The organism is Streptomyces sp. NPDC017520, from assembly GCF_044329855.1.
Lineage (GTDB): Bacteria > Actinomycetota > Actinomycetes > Streptomycetales > Streptomycetaceae > Streptomyces.
The window spans coordinates 91725-106562 of the sequence record NZ_JBIRKB010000021.1 but is presented as its reverse complement, the minus strand read 5'-3'; the positions used below and the strand labels follow the sequence as shown (position 1 = coordinate 106562).

General features: G+C 73.9%; 14 protein-coding genes and 2 pseudogenes. 11 read left to right on the top strand and 5 right to left on the bottom strand.

From position 1 onward, the window contains the following. Positions 1-105: 105 nt before the first annotated feature. Positions 106-1206, bottom strand: coding sequence for a hypothetical protein (locus ACH4KB_RS33590; protein WP_398070145.1), 1101 nt, complete (start codon positions 1204-1206; stop codon positions 106-108). Between the two features lie 105 nt (positions 1207-1311). Next, on the bottom strand, positions 1312-1893 hold the full coding sequence (locus ACH4KB_RS33585; RefSeq protein WP_398070143.1) for a TetR/AcrR family transcriptional regulator: 582 nt from the start codon (positions 1891-1893) through the stop codon (positions 1312-1314). A 205-nt stretch (positions 1894-2098) separates the two neighbouring features. Here ACH4KB_RS33585 and ACH4KB_RS33580 point away from each other — a divergent pair, with 205 nt between their 5' ends. The 4 genes from ACH4KB_RS33580 to ACH4KB_RS33565 are packed head-to-tail and all read left to right on the top strand — an operon-like array spanning position 2099 to position 7119. Next, positions 2099-2680 carry a (2Fe-2S)-binding protein gene (locus ACH4KB_RS33580; protein ID WP_398070141.1) on the top strand — a complete coding sequence of 194 codons (582 nt, stop codon included), beginning with the start codon at positions 2099-2101 and terminating at the stop codon, positions 2678-2680. Further along, positions 2677-3669 carry an FAD binding domain-containing protein gene (locus tag ACH4KB_RS33575; protein WP_398070139.1) on the top strand — a complete coding sequence of 331 codons (993 nt, stop codon included), beginning with the start codon at positions 2677-2679 and terminating at the stop codon, positions 3667-3669. The genes ACH4KB_RS33580 and ACH4KB_RS33575 overlap by 4 nt, the downstream gene beginning before the upstream one ends. Next, the gene (locus tag ACH4KB_RS33570) at positions 3666-5819 is read left to right on the top strand and encodes a xanthine dehydrogenase family protein molybdopterin-binding subunit (RefSeq protein WP_398070137.1); all 2154 of its coding nucleotides are present in this window, start codon (positions 3666-3668) and stop codon (positions 5817-5819) included. Before ACH4KB_RS33575 ends, ACH4KB_RS33570 begins: the two co-directional genes overlap by 4 nt. After that, positions 5812-7119 carry an XdhC family protein gene (locus tag ACH4KB_RS33565; protein WP_398070135.1) on the top strand — a complete coding sequence of 436 codons (1308 nt, stop codon included), beginning with the start codon at positions 5812-5814 and terminating at the stop codon, positions 7117-7119. The genes ACH4KB_RS33570 and ACH4KB_RS33565 overlap by 8 nt, the downstream gene beginning before the upstream one ends. On the opposite strand, the pseudogene ACH4KB_RS33560 reads toward ACH4KB_RS33565, so the two are convergent. Beyond that, a pseudogene (locus ACH4KB_RS33560) lies at positions 7119-7679 on the bottom strand (TetR/AcrR family transcriptional regulator); the annotation flags it as partial. The gene ACH4KB_RS33565 and the pseudogene ACH4KB_RS33560 sit on opposite strands and share 1 nt — an antisense overlap. A gap of 152 nt (positions 7680-7831) precedes the next feature. Between ACH4KB_RS33560 and ACH4KB_RS33555 the strand changes: the two are divergent. Further along, entirely contained in the window at positions 7832-9277 is a 1446-nt protein-coding gene (locus ACH4KB_RS33555) for an MFS transporter (protein ID WP_398070133.1), read from the top strand. 133 nt (positions 9278-9410) lie between these two features. On the opposite strand, the pseudogene ACH4KB_RS33550 reads toward ACH4KB_RS33555, so the two are convergent. Further along, positions 9411-9551: pseudogene (locus ACH4KB_RS33550) on the bottom strand (DNA alkylation repair protein); the annotation flags it as partial. Positions 9552-9768: 217 nt separating this feature from the next. Between ACH4KB_RS33550 and ACH4KB_RS33545 the strand changes: the two are divergent. From ACH4KB_RS33545 to ACH4KB_RS33530, 4 genes are read left to right on the top strand one after another with little or no spacing between them, the layout of a single operon-like run. Then, entirely contained in the window at positions 9769-9987 is a 219-nt protein-coding gene (locus tag ACH4KB_RS33545; protein WP_398070131.1) for a hypothetical protein, read from the top strand. Positions 9988-10028: 41 nt separating this feature from the next. Continuing rightward, a complete protein-coding gene (locus ACH4KB_RS33540) occupies positions 10029-10748 on the top strand; it encodes a HemK2/MTQ2 family protein methyltransferase (protein WP_398070129.1) in 720 nt (239 codons plus the stop codon). Further along, the gene (locus tag ACH4KB_RS33535; RefSeq protein WP_398070127.1) at positions 10732-10995 is read left to right on the top strand and encodes a CDGSH iron-sulfur domain-containing protein; all 264 of its coding nucleotides are present in this window, start codon (positions 10732-10734) and stop codon (positions 10993-10995) included. Before ACH4KB_RS33540 ends, ACH4KB_RS33535 begins: the two co-directional genes overlap by 17 nt. Beyond that, positions 10992-12023 carry an iron-containing redox enzyme family protein gene (locus ACH4KB_RS33530; protein WP_398070125.1) on the top strand — a complete coding sequence of 344 codons (1032 nt, stop codon included), beginning with the start codon at positions 10992-10994 and terminating at the stop codon, positions 12021-12023. Before ACH4KB_RS33535 ends, ACH4KB_RS33530 begins: the two co-directional genes overlap by 4 nt. 142 nt (positions 12024-12165) lie before the next feature. Here ACH4KB_RS33530 and ACH4KB_RS33525 read toward each other — a convergent pair whose 3' ends face one another. Beyond that, positions 12166-12903 (bottom strand): GAF and ANTAR domain-containing protein, encoded by a 738-nt coding sequence (locus ACH4KB_RS33525; RefSeq protein WP_398070123.1) that lies wholly within the window; start codon positions 12901-12903, stop codon positions 12166-12168. A 195-nt stretch (positions 12904-13098) separates the two neighbouring features. Here ACH4KB_RS33525 and ACH4KB_RS33520 point away from each other — a divergent pair, with 195 nt between their 5' ends. Beyond that, on the top strand, positions 13099-13575 hold the full coding sequence (locus ACH4KB_RS33520) for an STAS domain-containing protein (RefSeq protein ID WP_398070121.1): 477 nt from the start codon (positions 13099-13101) through the stop codon (positions 13573-13575). A 466-nt stretch (positions 13576-14041) separates the two neighbouring features. Then, positions 14042-14770 (top strand): GAF and ANTAR domain-containing protein, encoded by a 729-nt coding sequence (locus ACH4KB_RS33515; protein ID WP_398070119.1) that lies wholly within the window; start codon positions 14042-14044, stop codon positions 14768-14770. Positions 14771-14838: the final 68 nt, after the last annotated feature.

Sequence of the window (14838 nt, the reverse complement as noted above, 5' to 3'; positions counted from 1 at the left end):
CTCCGCTGGACATTGGAGGTGTAGTCGGGCAGCCACCGCGACCGGGCCGTGCCGCGCGGCGCTTGCCGTCAACGCTCCCGCGCGCGGGGCGCGGACCGTCCCTCCTCAGGAGCGGGTGGCGGTCCCGCAGCCCTCCTCGTCGCTTTCCCGCATACGCTCCTCCATCGACGTGCTCCGGTCGTACGGGTCGACCCCGGCACCGTCGCGCGCTTCGGCGGCGGTGCGCTCGGCGAGGAACTCGGGGGTCAGATAGCCGGTGAGGGTGTCGCACCCGCCGTTGGTGGTGTCCACCTTGTAGGAGACGAGCGAGAACGTCCCCGGTTCGATCACGACCTTCGCCGGGTCGTCCCAGCTCATCACCACCTCGCGGCGCACGATGGTGCGCGCGACCTCGTCGCTGTCCCCCTCGGCGCGCACGACCGGGTAGACGTAGGTGACGTCGGTGGACACCCGCACCGCTCCGCGCTCGCCCTCCTGGAAGGTGACCCGGCCGCGGGTCTTGACCACGTCCCCGGCCGGCCGCACATCGGCGGACCGGAAGCGGCTGAACAGCAGGAGCGGGTCGTTCTCGCGATCGGGCGCGCGGAGCGCCTTCTTGAGGAAACTCCGCACGTCCGCCTGGTGCGGGTTGATCAGAGCGATGGCCTCGGTCGGCCGCTCGCCGCGCAGTACGGCGGGGTCGAGGCTGGACGCGGCGAGGAAGTCCCGGGTCCTCGCGAGCGCGTCCGCGACCTCCGCCCTGCTCATCCAGCCGGTCGCCCGCGCCTCGGGCAGGTGGATGCCCGCCGGCCCGTCGCTCCATCGCGCGGCCGGCGATCCCCTGAACGGCTCGGCCAGGGTGGGCGGCCGGTCCGCGGCCTCCTGCGCCGGCGCACCGGTCGGACGCTCCGACTCCGCGGCGAGGGGCGTGACGCTCGCACCGTCGCCGCCGTCGAACCAGCTGCCGATCCCCCAGGGGCCGACGGCCACGACCACCACGGCGACGGCGGCCGCCAGACCGAGCACGGCCCAGCCCCTCCCCCCGCGCCGCCGGGCCGGCGTGTACGTCCGCCACCCCTCCGGCCGACCGGACTCCTCCTGGAGCCGCCGCGCCACCATCCGGGCCCGGGCCGACGGCTCCTCGGGTGCTTCCCGGCCCCCGGCCTCGGCCTCCCGCAGGAAACGCTCCCACTCCTCGTCCGGTATGGACGCCCCGCCCTTGCTCAACCCACCGCTCCCGCCGCGTGCTTGTGGCTCGTCCCCTCCCCAGGTCCGAGCGCTGTCCGGGGCATCATCACACGGGCCGCCGACACCCGGTGGCGGGCGCTCCCGTCAGCGGTTGGGCGCCCCGGCGCGCAGTCCGTCCATGACGAGATCCAACAGCCGGCCGGCCCTCGGCTCCCAGTCCTCGCGCGGATCGATCTGCCAGAGACCGGCGATGGCGAGGAAGAAGTCGTCCGGGGTCACCCCGGGGCGGACGACGCCGGCGTCCTCGCAGGCGCGGAGCAGGGTTCCGGCCGCCTCCATGACCGGGGTGGGGCCGGGCTTGGCGGGTCCGCCCGGCGCGCTGGTGACCAGCCGGATCGCGTCCGCGAGGCCGGCCTTGGTCATGGCGAAGCGGGCGAGGCGGTCCATCCACTCGCGCAGGGCCCGTTCGGGCGGCCGCGTCCGGAGCAGCTCGCCCGCGGCATCGGCGACCTGCTGCATCTCGTAGCGGTAGACCTCCAGGACGAGGGCCTCCCGGTGCGGGAAGTTGCGGTAGAAGGTGCCCTGCCCGACGCCCGCCTTCTTGGCGATCACGCTCAGCGGGGCGTCCGCGCGCAGTGTCAGCTCGGCCATGGCCACGCGCAGGATGCGCTCGCGATTGCGCTGCGCGTCGACACGCAGGGGGGCGTCCTTCTTCGGCTGGGACACGGATCCTCCTCGCGGGCTCGTGGCCGAAACCCGTCCTTGTTAACCGGACAGCTGTCCGTTACGTTTTTTCCGTGAACGGACAACAGTCCGGTTAGGCCTACCTTAGCGCCGGTCACGTTCGCCGGTCACGTTCGCCGGTCACCGGACCGACCGGTCCCGGCCGGCGGCCCGGTTCACCGTCACCAGACACCAGAGAAGGCTGATCATGGCCCCAGCGACCTCGTCGACGTCCCGTGCGATCATCCTGAACGTCAACGGCGAGAAGCACCACCTGCCCATCGACCACCGCATCACCCTGCTCGACGCCCTGCGCGAGCGCCTCGACCTCACCGGCACCAAGAAGGGCTGCGACCAAGGACAGTGCGGCGCCTGCACCGTCCTGGTCGACCAGCGACGCGTCGTCTCCTGCCTCAGCCTCGCGGTCGCGGCCGAGGGACGCGAGATCACCACCATCGAAGGCGTGGCCGAGGGCGACGAACTGCACCCCGTCCAGCAGGCGTTCCTCGACCTCGACGGCTACCAGTGCGGCTACTGCACACCCGGCCAGATCTGCTCGGCCATCGCCGTCATCGAGGAACACGCGGCCGGCCGGCCGAGCGCCGTCACCGACGACCCGGGGCCCGAGGCGGGACTGCCCCCGCTGACGCCCGACGAGATCCGCGAGCGCATGAGCGGCAACCTGTGCCGCTGCGGCGCCTACGTCTCGATCGTCCAGGCCGTCGCCCGCGCCGCCGAGTCCCGCGCCGCCGAGTCCCGGCCGGCAACCACGAAGGAGACCGCCGCGTGAAGGAGTTCGGCTACCAGCGCGCCCACGACGTCACCGGTGCCCTCACGCTCCTCGCCGCCGACCCGGACGCCCGGTTCCTCGGCGGCGGCACCAACCTCGTCGACCTGATGAAGTCCGGCGTGGAGCGCCCCGCCCGCCTCGTCGACCTCCGCGAACTCCCCCTGGGCGGCATCGAACCCACGGCGGACGGCGGTCTGCGCGTCGGGGCGACCGTCACCAACAGCGATCTCGCGGCCCACCCCGAAGTCCGCCGCCGCTACCCGGCGTTGGCCCAGGCCGTACTGGCCGGAGCCTCCGGGCAGCTGCGCAACATGGCGACCGTCGGCGGCAACCTCCTCCAGCGCACCCGCTGCGGCTACTTCACCGACGTCTCCAAGCCCTGCAACAAGCGTGTCCCGGGCAGCGGTTGCCCCGCCGTCGCCGGCGAACACCACAACCACGCCGTCCTCGGCGCCTCCGGCCACTGCGTCGCCGTTCACCCCTCGGACATGGGCGTGGCGCTGACGGCGTTCGACGCGGTGGTCTCCTACGAGAGCGCCGACGGGCCCGGCGAGACGCCGTTCACCGACTTCTACCTCCCCGTCGGGGAGACCCCGCACCGGGAGACCGTCCTGCCCCCCGGCGCGCTGATCACCCACGTCAGCCTCCCCGCCGCGCCCGTCGCCACCCGCTCCCGCTACCGCAAGGTGCGCGAACGCGCCTCGTACGCCTTCGCCATCGGCTCCGTCGCCGCGGCGCTCGACATCGAGGACGGCCGCGTACGCGAAGCGCGCCTCGCCCTCGGAGCCGTCTCCTCCCGGCCCTGGCGCGCCCGTGCGGCGGAAGCCGTGCTGACCGGCGCCCCGGCCGACGGGGCGACCTTCGCCGCCGCGGCGGACGCCGAACTGGCCGCCGCCCGGCCGCTGCCCGACAACGGATACAAGGTGACCCTCATGCGCAACCTCGTGGTCTCCGTACTCACCGAACTCGCCGGAAGGGACGCCCGATGACGACCACCACGCCGGGACCCCGGGCCGTGCGCGGAGCCGTCGGCATCGCCCACACCCGCGTCGAGGGCCGGGACAAGGTCACCGGCGCGGCCCGCTACGCGGGCGAGATCCCGCACCCGGACCTGGCCCACGGCTGGCTCGTGCTGTCCACGGTCACCCGTGGCCGGATCCTCGACGTGGAGACCGCCCCGGTCCTCGACATGCCGGGCGTGCTCACCGTGCTGCACCACGGCAATGCCCCGCGCCTGAACCTCGATTACGTCGGCACGCTCGGCACCCCGCCGGACCCGACCTGCGCCGTCTTCCAGAACGACCGGGTGCCGTTCGCCGGCTGGCCGGTCGCGCTCGTCGTCGCCGAGACCTCCGAGGAGGCCCGGGAGGCCGCCGAAGCGCTCGTGGTGACGTACGAGCGGGAGCCCCACGACACCGCGCTCGTCGCCGGCCACCCGGACGCCTACCCCGCCGCGAGCCACATGCCCGCCGAGACGGAGAAGGGCGACCTGGAGGACCGGATGGCCGCCTCCGCGCATGTGGTGGACGCGCGGTACACCACCCCCGAAGAGCAGCACAGCATGATGGAGCCGCACGCGGCGATGGCCCGCTGGGACGGCGGCCGGCTGGAGCTCGTCGACTCCAACCAGGGTGCCGTCTGGGTCCAGTCCGAGCTGGCCATGCTGTTCTCGCTCGACGCCTCCTCGGTGCGGGTCCGCTCCGAGCACATAGGCGGCGGCTTCGGCAGCAAGGGCCTGCGCGCCCACCAGGTGTCCGCCGTGATGGCCGCCACCGCCCTGCGTCGCCCGGTGCGCGTGGTGCTGACCCGGCGGCAGACGTTCACCCTGGGCGGCTACCGCAGTCCCACCATCCAGCGGATCAGGCTCGGCGCGGCCCCCGACGGCCGGCTGCTGGCCCTGGAACACCTCTCGCTGAGCCAGACGTCGACGGTGTACGAGTTCGTCGAGCCCAGCGCGGGCGTCGCCCGGGTGATGTACGACGCCGAGGCGCACCGCACCGGCAATCACGTCGTACGGCTCGACGTGCCGTCCCCTACCTGGATGCGCGCGCCGGGAGAGGCCCCGGGATCCTTCGCGATCGAGGCGGCCCTCGACGAACTCGCCGAACACACCGGGGTCGACCCCATCGAACTGCGCCTGCGCAACGAGCCGGAGGTGGGTCCGGTCTCGGGGCTCCCGTTCAGCAGCCGCAATCTGGCGGCCTGCTTCCGCGAGGGCGCGCGCAGGTTCGGCTGGGCGGACCGCGATCCGCGTCCCGGCATCCGCCGCGACGGACGCTGGCTGCTGGGCACCGGCACGGCGGCGGCCTCCTTCGGCGCCGGGGCCGCCCCGTCCACCGCCCTCGTCACGGCGGAGGAGGACGGTTCGTTCACCGTACGGATCACCGCCGCCGACATCGGCACCGGAGCCCGCACCGCGCTCACCCTGATCGCCGCCGACGCGCTGGAGACCGCACCCGAACGGGTCCGGGTCCGTATCGGCGACAGCGACTTCGGCCCCGCGATGATCGCCGGCGGTTCCATGGGCACCCGCTCCTGGGCCTGGGCCGTCACGGCCGCCGCCGCCGAACTGCGGGAGCGGCTCGCGGTGACCACGAACATCCCCCCGGAGGGGATCACCGTGCGGTCCGACACCACCGAAGCGCTCGGGAGCCTCGCGGCGAAGGAACGGCACTCCTACGGGGCGCAGTTCGCCGAGGTCGCCGTCGACACCGCCACCGGCGAGGTCCGGGTCCGCCGCATGCTGGGCGTCTTCGCCGCGGGCCGCATCGTCAATCCGCTCACGGCCCGCAACCAGCTCGTCGGCGGGATGACCTGGGGCATCTCCATGGCCCTGCACGAGGAGGCGGTCCGCGACCGCACCAGCGGCGGTCACTACGCCCCCGATCTCGCCGGCTACCACGTGGCCACGCACGCCGACGTCCCGGACATCGAGGCGGACTGGGTGGACGACCACGACCCCGAGGACCCGGTCGGCATCAAGGGCATCGGGGAGATCGGCGTCGTGGGCGCGGCGGCCGCCGTCGCCAACGCGGTCTGGCATGCCACCGGCGCCCGCCACCGGGACCTGCCGATCCGCCCCGACCGGATCCTCGCGGCGACGGTGCCGGACCCCGCCGGGGGAGCGCCGGATGCTTGACATCGCCGGTGAGCTGCACCGATGGATGGCGGAGGGCCGGGAGTTCGCCGTCGGCACCGTCGGCACCGTCGTCTCCGTCGCCGGCAGCGCGCCGCGCGGGCCCGGCGCGGCCCTCGCCGTCGACAGTGAGGGCGCGGCGATCGGGTCGGTCTCCGGCGGTTGTGTGGAGGGCGCGGTCTACGAACTGTGCGCCCAGGCCCTCCAGGACGGCCGGACCGTGCGCGAACAGTTCGGCTACAGCGACGAGGACGCCTTCGCCGCCGGGCTGACCTGCGGCGGGGTCATCGACATCATGGTCACGCCGGTCCGCGCCGACTCACCGGAACGCGCGGTGCTGAAGGCCGCGCTGTCCGCCGCGGTCTCCGGCACGGGGGCCGCCCTCGCCCGGGTGGTGAGTGGCCCGGACGGGCTCCTGGGACGGGCGCTGCTCGTCCGCGCCGACGGCAGTCACGAGGGCGGGCTCGGCGGGCGCCCGGAGCTGGACCGTACGGCGGCGGCAGAGGCCTCGGCCCTGCTGGACGCCGGCCGCACCGGCGCCGTCACCCTCTCCGAGGACGGGACGCACTGCCCCGGCGGGCTCACCCTGCTCGTCGAGAGCAGCGTGCCGCCGCCCCGCATGATCGTCTTCGGCGCGGTGGACTTCGCGGCGGCGCTGGTACGGGCCGGGAAGTTCCTGGGCCACCATGTGACGGTGTGCGACGCCCGGCCCGTCTTCGCCACCCGGGCCCGGTTCCCCGAGGCGGACGAGGTCGTCGTCGACTGGCCCCACCGCTATCTCCGGCGTACCCCCACCGACGGGCGCACGGTGCTGTGCGTACTGACGCACGAGGCCCGGTTCGACGTGCCGCTGCTCACGGAGGCACTGCGGATGCCCTCCGCGTTCGTCGGCGCGATGGGATCGCGCCGCACCCACGAGGACCGCAGCCGCCGGCTGCGCGAGGCAGGACTGAGCGACCGGGAGCTGGACCGCCTGCGTTCGCCCATCGGCCTGGACCTCGGAGCCCGTACGCCCGAGGAGACGGCCCTGTCCATCGCCGCGGAGATCGTGGCGGCCCGGCGGGGCGGCACGGGCCTGCCCCTGACCGGAGGCGCGGACCCCATCCACCGGGAACAGCACCAAGGAGTCCCAGGGGGAACAGCATCAGGAGTCCCATCGGGACCCGCCGGCCGTCAGCCGGCGCTGAGTCCGCCGCGGATCCGGTCGACGACGGCGGCGACGAGTTGGTCGAACTGCTCGTCCGCCGAGGGAAGGGACAGCGCGGCGGCCTCCCGCAGGGTGGGAATGTCGAGGCCGGCGTGAGCGGCGAGCCAGGTGTCGGGGACGAGCGTGTTCCGGTCGTCCCCGGCCCGGCCGGCGGGCCCGTCGACCACGAGGGCGAAGGACAGCACGAGCAGGGAGAGATGGCGGTGCGCCGCGAGCGCCGCCGGGAGGTCCAGGCCGATGTCCCGCAGCAGCCGGAGGAATCGGTCCAGGTTGAGCAGGCGATTGGGGTGCACCGAGGCCGGGGGCGTCTCCTCGTCCAGGGAGACCAGCAGGGCGCGGGGCCAACGGCGGTAGAGCGCGCGCAGGGAGCCCGCGTAGCCGGCGACGGAGGTCTCCCAGGCCGCGGGGTCGAGCGGGGGCGGGTTCCAGTAGGTCAGCATCAGGTCGACGGCCAGGCTGACGACTTCCCCGCGATCCTCGACGTAGTTGTACAACGCCCGCACGGTCACGTCCAGTTCGGCGGCGAGGGCCCGCATCGTGAGGGCCGGGAACCCTTGTGCGCCCGCCATCTCCAGAGCCTTGGCGGCGATGATCCCGCGAGTGAGGACAGGGCGGCCCTTGCGTGTGGCGGGTCTGCGGCGAGGCGTGGCAGGCATGGCCACAGCGTACGGCCCGCTTGAACTTCACGCGTGTTGACTTTAGTGATGGGCGGAGCCAGGCTGTCCATGTCACGGGCCGTCACGGCTCGTTCGCCTGCTCTCGCCGTGCGGGCCGTCCATGCCCGCCGAGCCCCGGAGGCCGATTCCGCATGCCTGCTCAGAGAACCCGACGCCTTCCGCCGCTGAGCGGGGTGCTGGTGCTCGTGATGGCCTCCACGGGCCTGGTGGTCGTCGACCTGACGATCGTGGCCATCGGGCTCCCGTTGATCAGCGCCGACGTCGCGGACGGAGCTTCGGCCGAGTCCGTGGTGGTCACGTACATGGTCGCCATGGGCGCGCTCACCCAGGTCGTGGGAAGCCTGTCGGACCGCTGGGGCCGACGGACCCTGTTCCTCGCCGGGATCGCCGTGTTCACCCTGGCCTCCCTGGCGGCGACCGTGGCAGCGGATCTGCTGTGGCTCAACGCCGCCCGTGTGGTCCAGGGGGCGGGAGCCGCCGCGATCATGGTGAACGGCGTTCCGCTGCTCTCGGACCGCTATGAGGGTGAGGAACGCGACCTCGCGATCGGCGCCTGGGGCTCGTTCGCGACCGCGGCGGGCCTGCTCGCGCCGACCCTCGGCGGGGTGCTCGCCGAGACCTTCGGCTGGCGGGCGGTCTTCGCGGTCAACCTGCCCCTCGGCGTGGCCGCCTGGGTGCTGGCCGTACGCGTGCTGCCCCGCTCCCCGGGGGCGCCGGGGGCGGGGCGGACGGACTGGCTCGGCAGTCTGCTGCTCATGCTCGGCCTCGGCACGGCGACGCTGCTGATGCTCCGCCCCGGCGACGCACCCTGGTCCGGGCAGGAGACCGCGGTGCTGCTCACCGCCTGTCTGGCGCTGGCCGTCTTCCTGGCCGTCCAGCTCCGGGTGCCCGCGCCCACGCTGGAGCTCCGGATGTTCGGCCGGCCCGCGTTCTCCGGTGCGATGCTGGCCGTCCTGCTCAGCCGCGTCCTGACCATCGGCGGCTCGGTCTACCTGGTGCTGTACTTCTCCGACGGCCTCGGTATGGGCCCGACCGGGGCGGGCCTGCTGATGACCCCGATCTTCCTCGCCCAGATCGTCATGGGCCTGGTCGGCTCCAAACTGATCGGCCGCTGGGCACCCGGCCTGGTCATCGGCGCCGGCTACGCGCTCAAGGGCGTCGGCCTCGCCGCTCTGGCGCTGCTGATCACCCCCGACGTCCCGTGGTGGGCGCTGCTGGTGCCGTTGCTCGCCTGGGGAGCCGGCGGCGGCATCGCGGGCGCACCCGTCATGGCCGTCGCCGTGCGGGTCACGGCCCCCGAACGGGTCGGCATGGTCGCCGGGACCGTCGCCACCCTCGCGTCCCTCGGCGCGGGGGTCGGCACCGCGGCGCTCGGCGCGGTCTTCACCCTCCACGGCGGCCACAGCGCCCAGGCGGTCACCGACGGCGCCCGAGCCGTACTGGGCGTCTCCGCGGCACTCGCGGTCGTCGCCGTGCTCACCACCGTCACGCTCATCGGACCGCGCCGCGTCCCCGGCCCGCCCCCCGCCCCGGCCGCGGCGGAGGAAGGCGGCGATCCTTCGGCCGCCCGGAGCTGAAGACCGCCGGAGGCGTCGGCCAAGGGCTGGGCAGCTCGCGAAGCGGCTGAGGACGCAGCAGGAACTCAGCCGCCGCCCGTGGGAGACGGATGACACCGCGGCGATGCCGCCGGCCATTCTGATCTGCCGGCCGAAGGGCACGCAGCTTGCCGAGGCTGACCCCGTGGTCGTCGCCGGGCTTCTCGTTCACCGCGCGCGCCCTCGGATCCCCCAGCGCGGCCAGCTCGGCCATCACCTCGGCCACCGTCACCTCCGCCGGCGTCTCTGCGGCCACCTCGGCCTCCTGTTGGTCCGCTCGTCCGTTCCCCTGCCGGTCCGAACGCCGGATTCAGCGTACGACGGACCTCCGGCGCACCCCGAACGCCCCGGTGCGGCGAGCGGCGCATGTTTGGCGGGGCCGTTCGGGGTGACTCCACTACAGCGGCGCGAGCCACCGGAAACAGACCCGCCCGGGTAGCGGACCCTGGGGCGCACGCCGGGGACGAGGAGACATGAACCGCTCGATGGAGCTACTGCTGACCGCACAGGAGGACACGATGCGTGACGTTCGCAGGATTCTGCGGGCCAAGGTGCTGAAGGCCCGCGGACTTGCCACGGAAGCGGACGGCAAGGCGCTCGACGACCAGGACCGCAGGGACGAGGGCCGACGTCGGCAGGGCGAGGCGCGCCGCCAGGAGCAGGGCCGCCCCGACGGGGACCCCGGCCGTTGAACGGGCCGGAGGTCAGGGTGCCCGAGGGCGAGGACGGCCCGATGGCGCGGCCGACCCCGTCCGACGAGTCCGGCACGGCCCGGCGGCCGGGCGCGGAAGCTCATCGGCCGGGCCGGGTCGTACGGCTGCCCGGCGTCTACCGGCCGCAGACCGACACCCTTCTCCTCGCCCTGGCCATGCGCCGCGAGGGGATCGGCCCGGGCACGGACCTGCTGGACCTCTGCACCGGGAGTGGCGCGCTGGCCCTGCACGCCGCCCGGCTCGGCGCCCGCGTCACCGCGGTGGACATCAGCCGCCGGGCCGTCGCGTCCGCGCGGCTGAACACCGCGCTGGCCCGCCTGCCCGTCACCGTACGCAGGGGTGACCTGCTCGGGGCCCTGCCCGGCCGCACGTTCGACGCCGTCGTCAGCAACCCCCCGTACGTTCCGGCGCCCGGCCTGTCGGTGCCACGGCACGGGCCCGGCCGCTCCTGGGACGCCGGCCCCGAAGGGCGGGTGATCCTCGACCGCATCTGTGACGACGCCTTCGCCGCGCTGCGCCCCGGCGGGCTGCTCCTGCTGGTCCAGTCGGGGCTGAGCCGCCCCGAGGAGACGGTCGGCCGGCTTTCCGCGGCCGGACTGGACGTCACCGTGACCGACCGGGTGACGATCCCGTTCGGGCCGGTCACCCGACGCCGGGCGGCCTGGCTACGGGACAAGGGTCTGCTGAGGGACCGTCTGGACAGGGAGGAACTGGTGGTGATCCGTGCCCGGAAGGAATGAGACGCCGCGCCGCGTGGTGATGAACCGGGAAGGCCCGATCCTGGTGGAAGGGCCGGTCGAGGTCGTGGGCGACGACGGCACGACGAACCGGTCCGACCGCTTCGCCGTCGCTCTCTGCACCTGCCGCCGCAGCCGCGCCTACCCCTGGTGCGACACCAGCCACCGCCGCCGCAAGCCCGCCGGTTCCACCGGGACCGACCAGGGCGGCCGACAGCCCCAGGCGGGCGAGGAGGAGCCCCGACCGTGACGACCCCGGACACCACCATCCACAGGACCCCCGTGGCGTCTCCCGGACTTCCCCGGGCACGCGGCCCCCTGAGCGAAAGCGTCCTCGCCGTGCTGGCGGGCGGCGGAGCCCCTCTGCCCGAAGCCGGTGCGGTCCGCCGCTCCGACCCGTACGGGGGCGACCTCCAGCTGCTCCTGTACATCCTGTACGAGCTCCACTACCGGGGCTTCGCGGGCGTGGACGAGCGTCTGGAATGGGACCCCGCTCTGCTCGCCGTGCGCGCGGCGGCCGAGGACGTCTTCCTGGACGCGCTGCGCCGGGACAGCGGCCCCGGCGGGAAGGACGTGGCGGAGGCGGTCGACGCGCTCCAGCTGGAACCCGTGGGGGACGACGGCCACAGCGTCAGCCACCACCTCCGGCGGGAGGGAGAGCTGTGGCAACTGCGCGAGTACGCCGCCGTGCGCTCCCTCTACCACCTCAAGGAAGCCGACCCGCACCTGTGGGTGGTGCCCAGGCTCCACGGGCGGGCGAAGGCGGCGATGGTCGCCGTCGAATTCGACGAATTCGGCGCGGGCCGGGCCGAGGACATCCACGCGCGGCTCTTCGCCGACCTGATGACCGACCTCGGCCTCGACGCGCGGTACGGCCGTTACCTCGACGCCGCGCCCGCCCAGGCCCTGGCCACCGTCAACCTGATGTCCCTCTTCGGTCTCCACCGGCGGCTGCGCGGCGCGCTCGTCGGGCACTTCGCCACCGTGGAGATCACCTCGTCCCCCGGATCGAGAAGGCTGGCCGAGGCCCTGCGCCGCGCGGGTGCGGGCCCCGCCGCCCAGCGGTTCTACGACGAGCACGTGGAAGCCGACGCGGTCCACGAACAGGTGGTGCGCCACGAGGTGATCGGCGGCCTGCTGGAGGACGAGCCCGGCCTGGCGGCGGACGTCGTCCTGGGCATCGAGGCGACCGGCCACCTGGAAGACCTCCTCGGGAACCACCTGCTGGCGGCGTGGCGCGAGGACCGCTCGGCCCTCCGCACACCACTGACGCCCTGAGTCCGGCGCCGCGAGGAACCGCGGGACAGTGGCACACGGCATGTTTGGTGTTCGCTGCGGGGGTACTCCTTCCTCAGGTATCCGGCGTACGCGGATCTCAGGCGCCGACCGGTTGGGAAAGCAGCCATCGGCGCCGTCCTCGTCACGGACGGGGGCGCAGGCGGGAACCACCGGAGGGAGGGCCGCCGGAGACGCTGCTGACCAGTTGCGCGCAGAGGTCACGGAGCTTGACGTTGCGGTGCTGCGAGGCGGTGCGCAGGGTCCGGAGCGCTTCCTCGGAAGTGCAGCGGCGCTGGATCATGACGATGCCGGCCGCCTGGTCGATCACCGTGCGGGACCGGAGCGCCGCCTCCAGGTCGGCGGTGAAGGTCCGCGTGTCCGAGAGCCGCTGGGCCAGTGCGACGGCCCCGGTGGCCTGGGCCGCGAGCGCGCGCAGCCCGCTCAGGTCGGCCTCGGCGAAGCCGTTCTCCTTGGGCGAGTAGAGATTCAGCGCGCCCGCCGTGTGGGAGCGCGCCGCGATCGGCAGCGACAGCGACGACCGAGTGCCGGCGGCGACGGCGAAGGCGGGGTAGCCGTTCCACCGGCTCTCCTCACCCATGTCGTCCACGCTGACCTCGTGTCCCTCGCGCAGGGCCTGAAGGCAGGGGCCGTCGTCCTGCCCGTACTGGGCCTCGTCCAGCAGTGGGGCGCTGGTGCCCGCGCTCGCCACGGTCAGGGGGCGGTTCTCACGCTCCAGCGTGACTCCGCAGCCGTCGGCCGTGGGCGACAGGTCCAGCGCGCTCCGGGCCAGGGCTCCGAGGAATCCGTCCAGGGTGTCGGTCCGCAGGAGGAGGGAGACGAGGTCCGGCGGCCCCGGAGCGAGCACTCCGTCGTCGCTCATGGTCGCTCCCTTCCGGGCCAGAACCCTGTGACCAGCATCGCACTATACGCGCCGCGCCGCCCCGCTTCCCCGGCGTGATCACCCCTGTCGCAGCGGACCGCCGCGCCCGACAGGTGTCGATCGCCGCGGGGCGGGCAGGCGCGTACGGAGGTCAGGAAGCGGCCGCGCTCTCAGCCCTGCTTCCCTGGAGTGCCCATGTTCCTGCTCAGCTACCACCTCGACGCCGCTCACCTGGTCGTGGAAGTGGGCGCAGTGGTCGACCTCGACAACGAGGCGACGATCGAGCGCGAGATCGTCCGCCTGCTGCCGTGCTGCGGCCCCCGGTCACTCATCGTGGACCTCCGCACCCCCCTGCTCACCCCCCGGGCCCTGGGACTGCTCCTGCGCGTACGCGGCCGGGCCGGGGAGCGTGGTGTCTCGATGGCGGTCGTGGCCGGCTGCGCCACGGCCCGCGAGGTGCTGAGCGCCGCCGGTCTCCTCCGCGTACTGAGGGTCGCCCCGACCCTCCAGGGCGCGGAGGCGCGCAGCCGGGGCTGCCGGTGGGAGCCGGAGTCGCCCCGGGACGGGAAGCGTGGCGACCGGCACGGTGAGGCGTCTTCCGGCAAGCACCCGGAGGGGCCGATCGGCCCGTACGCCGACACCTCCCGCCCTCGATTCCCGGGGGAGCGCTGACAGGGCGGACGCCGAGCGTGCCGATCCTGACAGGACACAGGCCGTGACCACCGCTCCGGACGAGAGGGCATAATGAAGGGCTGGAGGTCAGGAAACGGCCCTTGAGAATTCTTCCTGCCTCCGTGGAGTGTCCCGTGAACCTCTGTACTCGTCCCCGCGCCGCCCGCGTGGCTCCGGCCACCGGTGCCCCGTACGTCTCGGTACGAGCGGCCCGCGGCCGGCCACCCGCGACGAGGTCCCGTCTCGCGGACATTCCGCCAACATTGGCTGTCCCGACGGCCGGGGGCGCGCCCGCCCCTCGGCGGCCTTCCCGCGACGTCTGACCCCCTCACCGCCCCACGCCCGGAGCCCGCTCGGCGCCTCGGTGCGTAGGTGGCGGCTGCCCCCGTCCCGGCGGCCCGGACCGCGCCGCCCAGCTCTGCCCCGCCCTTTCCCGCGGCGGGCCCCCGCCGAGAACGAGATGATCATGACTGACAGGCCCGTGGCCGAGGCGCCGGACACGACCGCGCTGCTCCTGGAGACGAAGTCGCTGGACGAGTTCCTGCACGCACTCGCCCGCAGCGCCCTCGCCCTGGTGGAGGAGGCCGACGGCTGCGGTGTCACGCTGGAGCGGAAGGGGCGTCCCGTCACCGTCTCCAGCGTGGGAGCCAGCGCCACGAAGCTGGACGAGGCCCAGTACGGGCAGGACGACGGCCCCTGCCTCCAGGCGATGCGCACCGGCCGCGAGGTGAGTGTCCCGGACACGCTGCGGGAGAGCCGCTGGGCCGACTACCCCGCCTACGCGGCGGTCTGCGGCGCCCGGTCGTCGCTGTCCCTGCCCATCGCGCCCCACAGCCACACGGCCGGGGCCCTCAACCTGTACGCGCCCCTCCCGCACGCCTTCGACACCGCCGACCTCACGGCGCTGAGGCTGCTCACGGCGCAGGCCACCGGGGCCATCGCGCTGGCCCAGCGCATCGCGGACACGGAGGAGTTCGCCGCCGACCTGGAGGCCGCCCTGCGGTCGCGCACCGTCATCGACCAGGCGATCGGCGTGGTCGTCGGCCAGCAACGCTGTTCCCCGGAGAAGGCCTTCGACGTACTGCGCACGGCATCGCAGCACCGCAACATCAAACTGCGCGATCTCTGCGCCGAGTTGATCGCCAGCATCACGGGCGAGGTCCCGCCCGAGGGCCGGATCCAGCCCCGGGGCTGAATCCCCGGGGCCGCGGAATCCTCGCACCGAGGTGGCCCTTTCCGGCCCGCTGCCCGGTGCATCGCGTT

What these genes read in the sequence shown, in the direction of transcription:
- ACH4KB_RS33515 (WP_398070119.1), top strand. Translation starts at nt 14,042, where the DNA reads ATGACTGACAGGCCCGTGGCCGAGGCGCCGGACACGACCGCGCTGCTC.
- ACH4KB_RS33545 (WP_398070131.1), top strand. Translation starts at nt 9,769, where the DNA reads ATGAACCGCTCGATGGAGCTACTGCTGACCGCACAGGAGGACACGATG.
- ACH4KB_RS33525 (WP_398070123.1), bottom strand. Translation starts at nt 12,903, where the DNA reads ATGAGCGACGACGGAGTGCTCGCTCCGGGGCCGCCGGACCTCGTCTCC.
- ACH4KB_RS33580 (WP_398070141.1), top strand. Translation starts at nt 2,099, where the DNA reads ATGGCCCCAGCGACCTCGTCGACGTCCCGTGCGATCATCCTGAACGTC.
- ACH4KB_RS33540 (WP_398070129.1), top strand. Translation starts at nt 10,029, where the DNA reads ATGGCGCGGCCGACCCCGTCCGACGAGTCCGGCACGGCCCGGCGGCCG.
- ACH4KB_RS33520 (WP_398070121.1), top strand. Translation starts at nt 13,099, where the DNA reads ATGTTCCTGCTCAGCTACCACCTCGACGCCGCTCACCTGGTCGTGGAA.
- ACH4KB_RS33555 (WP_398070133.1), top strand. Translation starts at nt 7,832, where the DNA reads ATGCCTGCTCAGAGAACCCGACGCCTTCCGCCGCTGAGCGGGGTGCTG.
- ACH4KB_RS33565 (WP_398070135.1), top strand. Translation starts at nt 5,812, where the DNA reads ATGCTTGACATCGCCGGTGAGCTGCACCGATGGATGGCGGAGGGCCGG.
- ACH4KB_RS33570 (WP_398070137.1), top strand. Translation starts at nt 3,666, where the DNA reads ATGACGACCACCACGCCGGGACCCCGGGCCGTGCGCGGAGCCGTCGGC.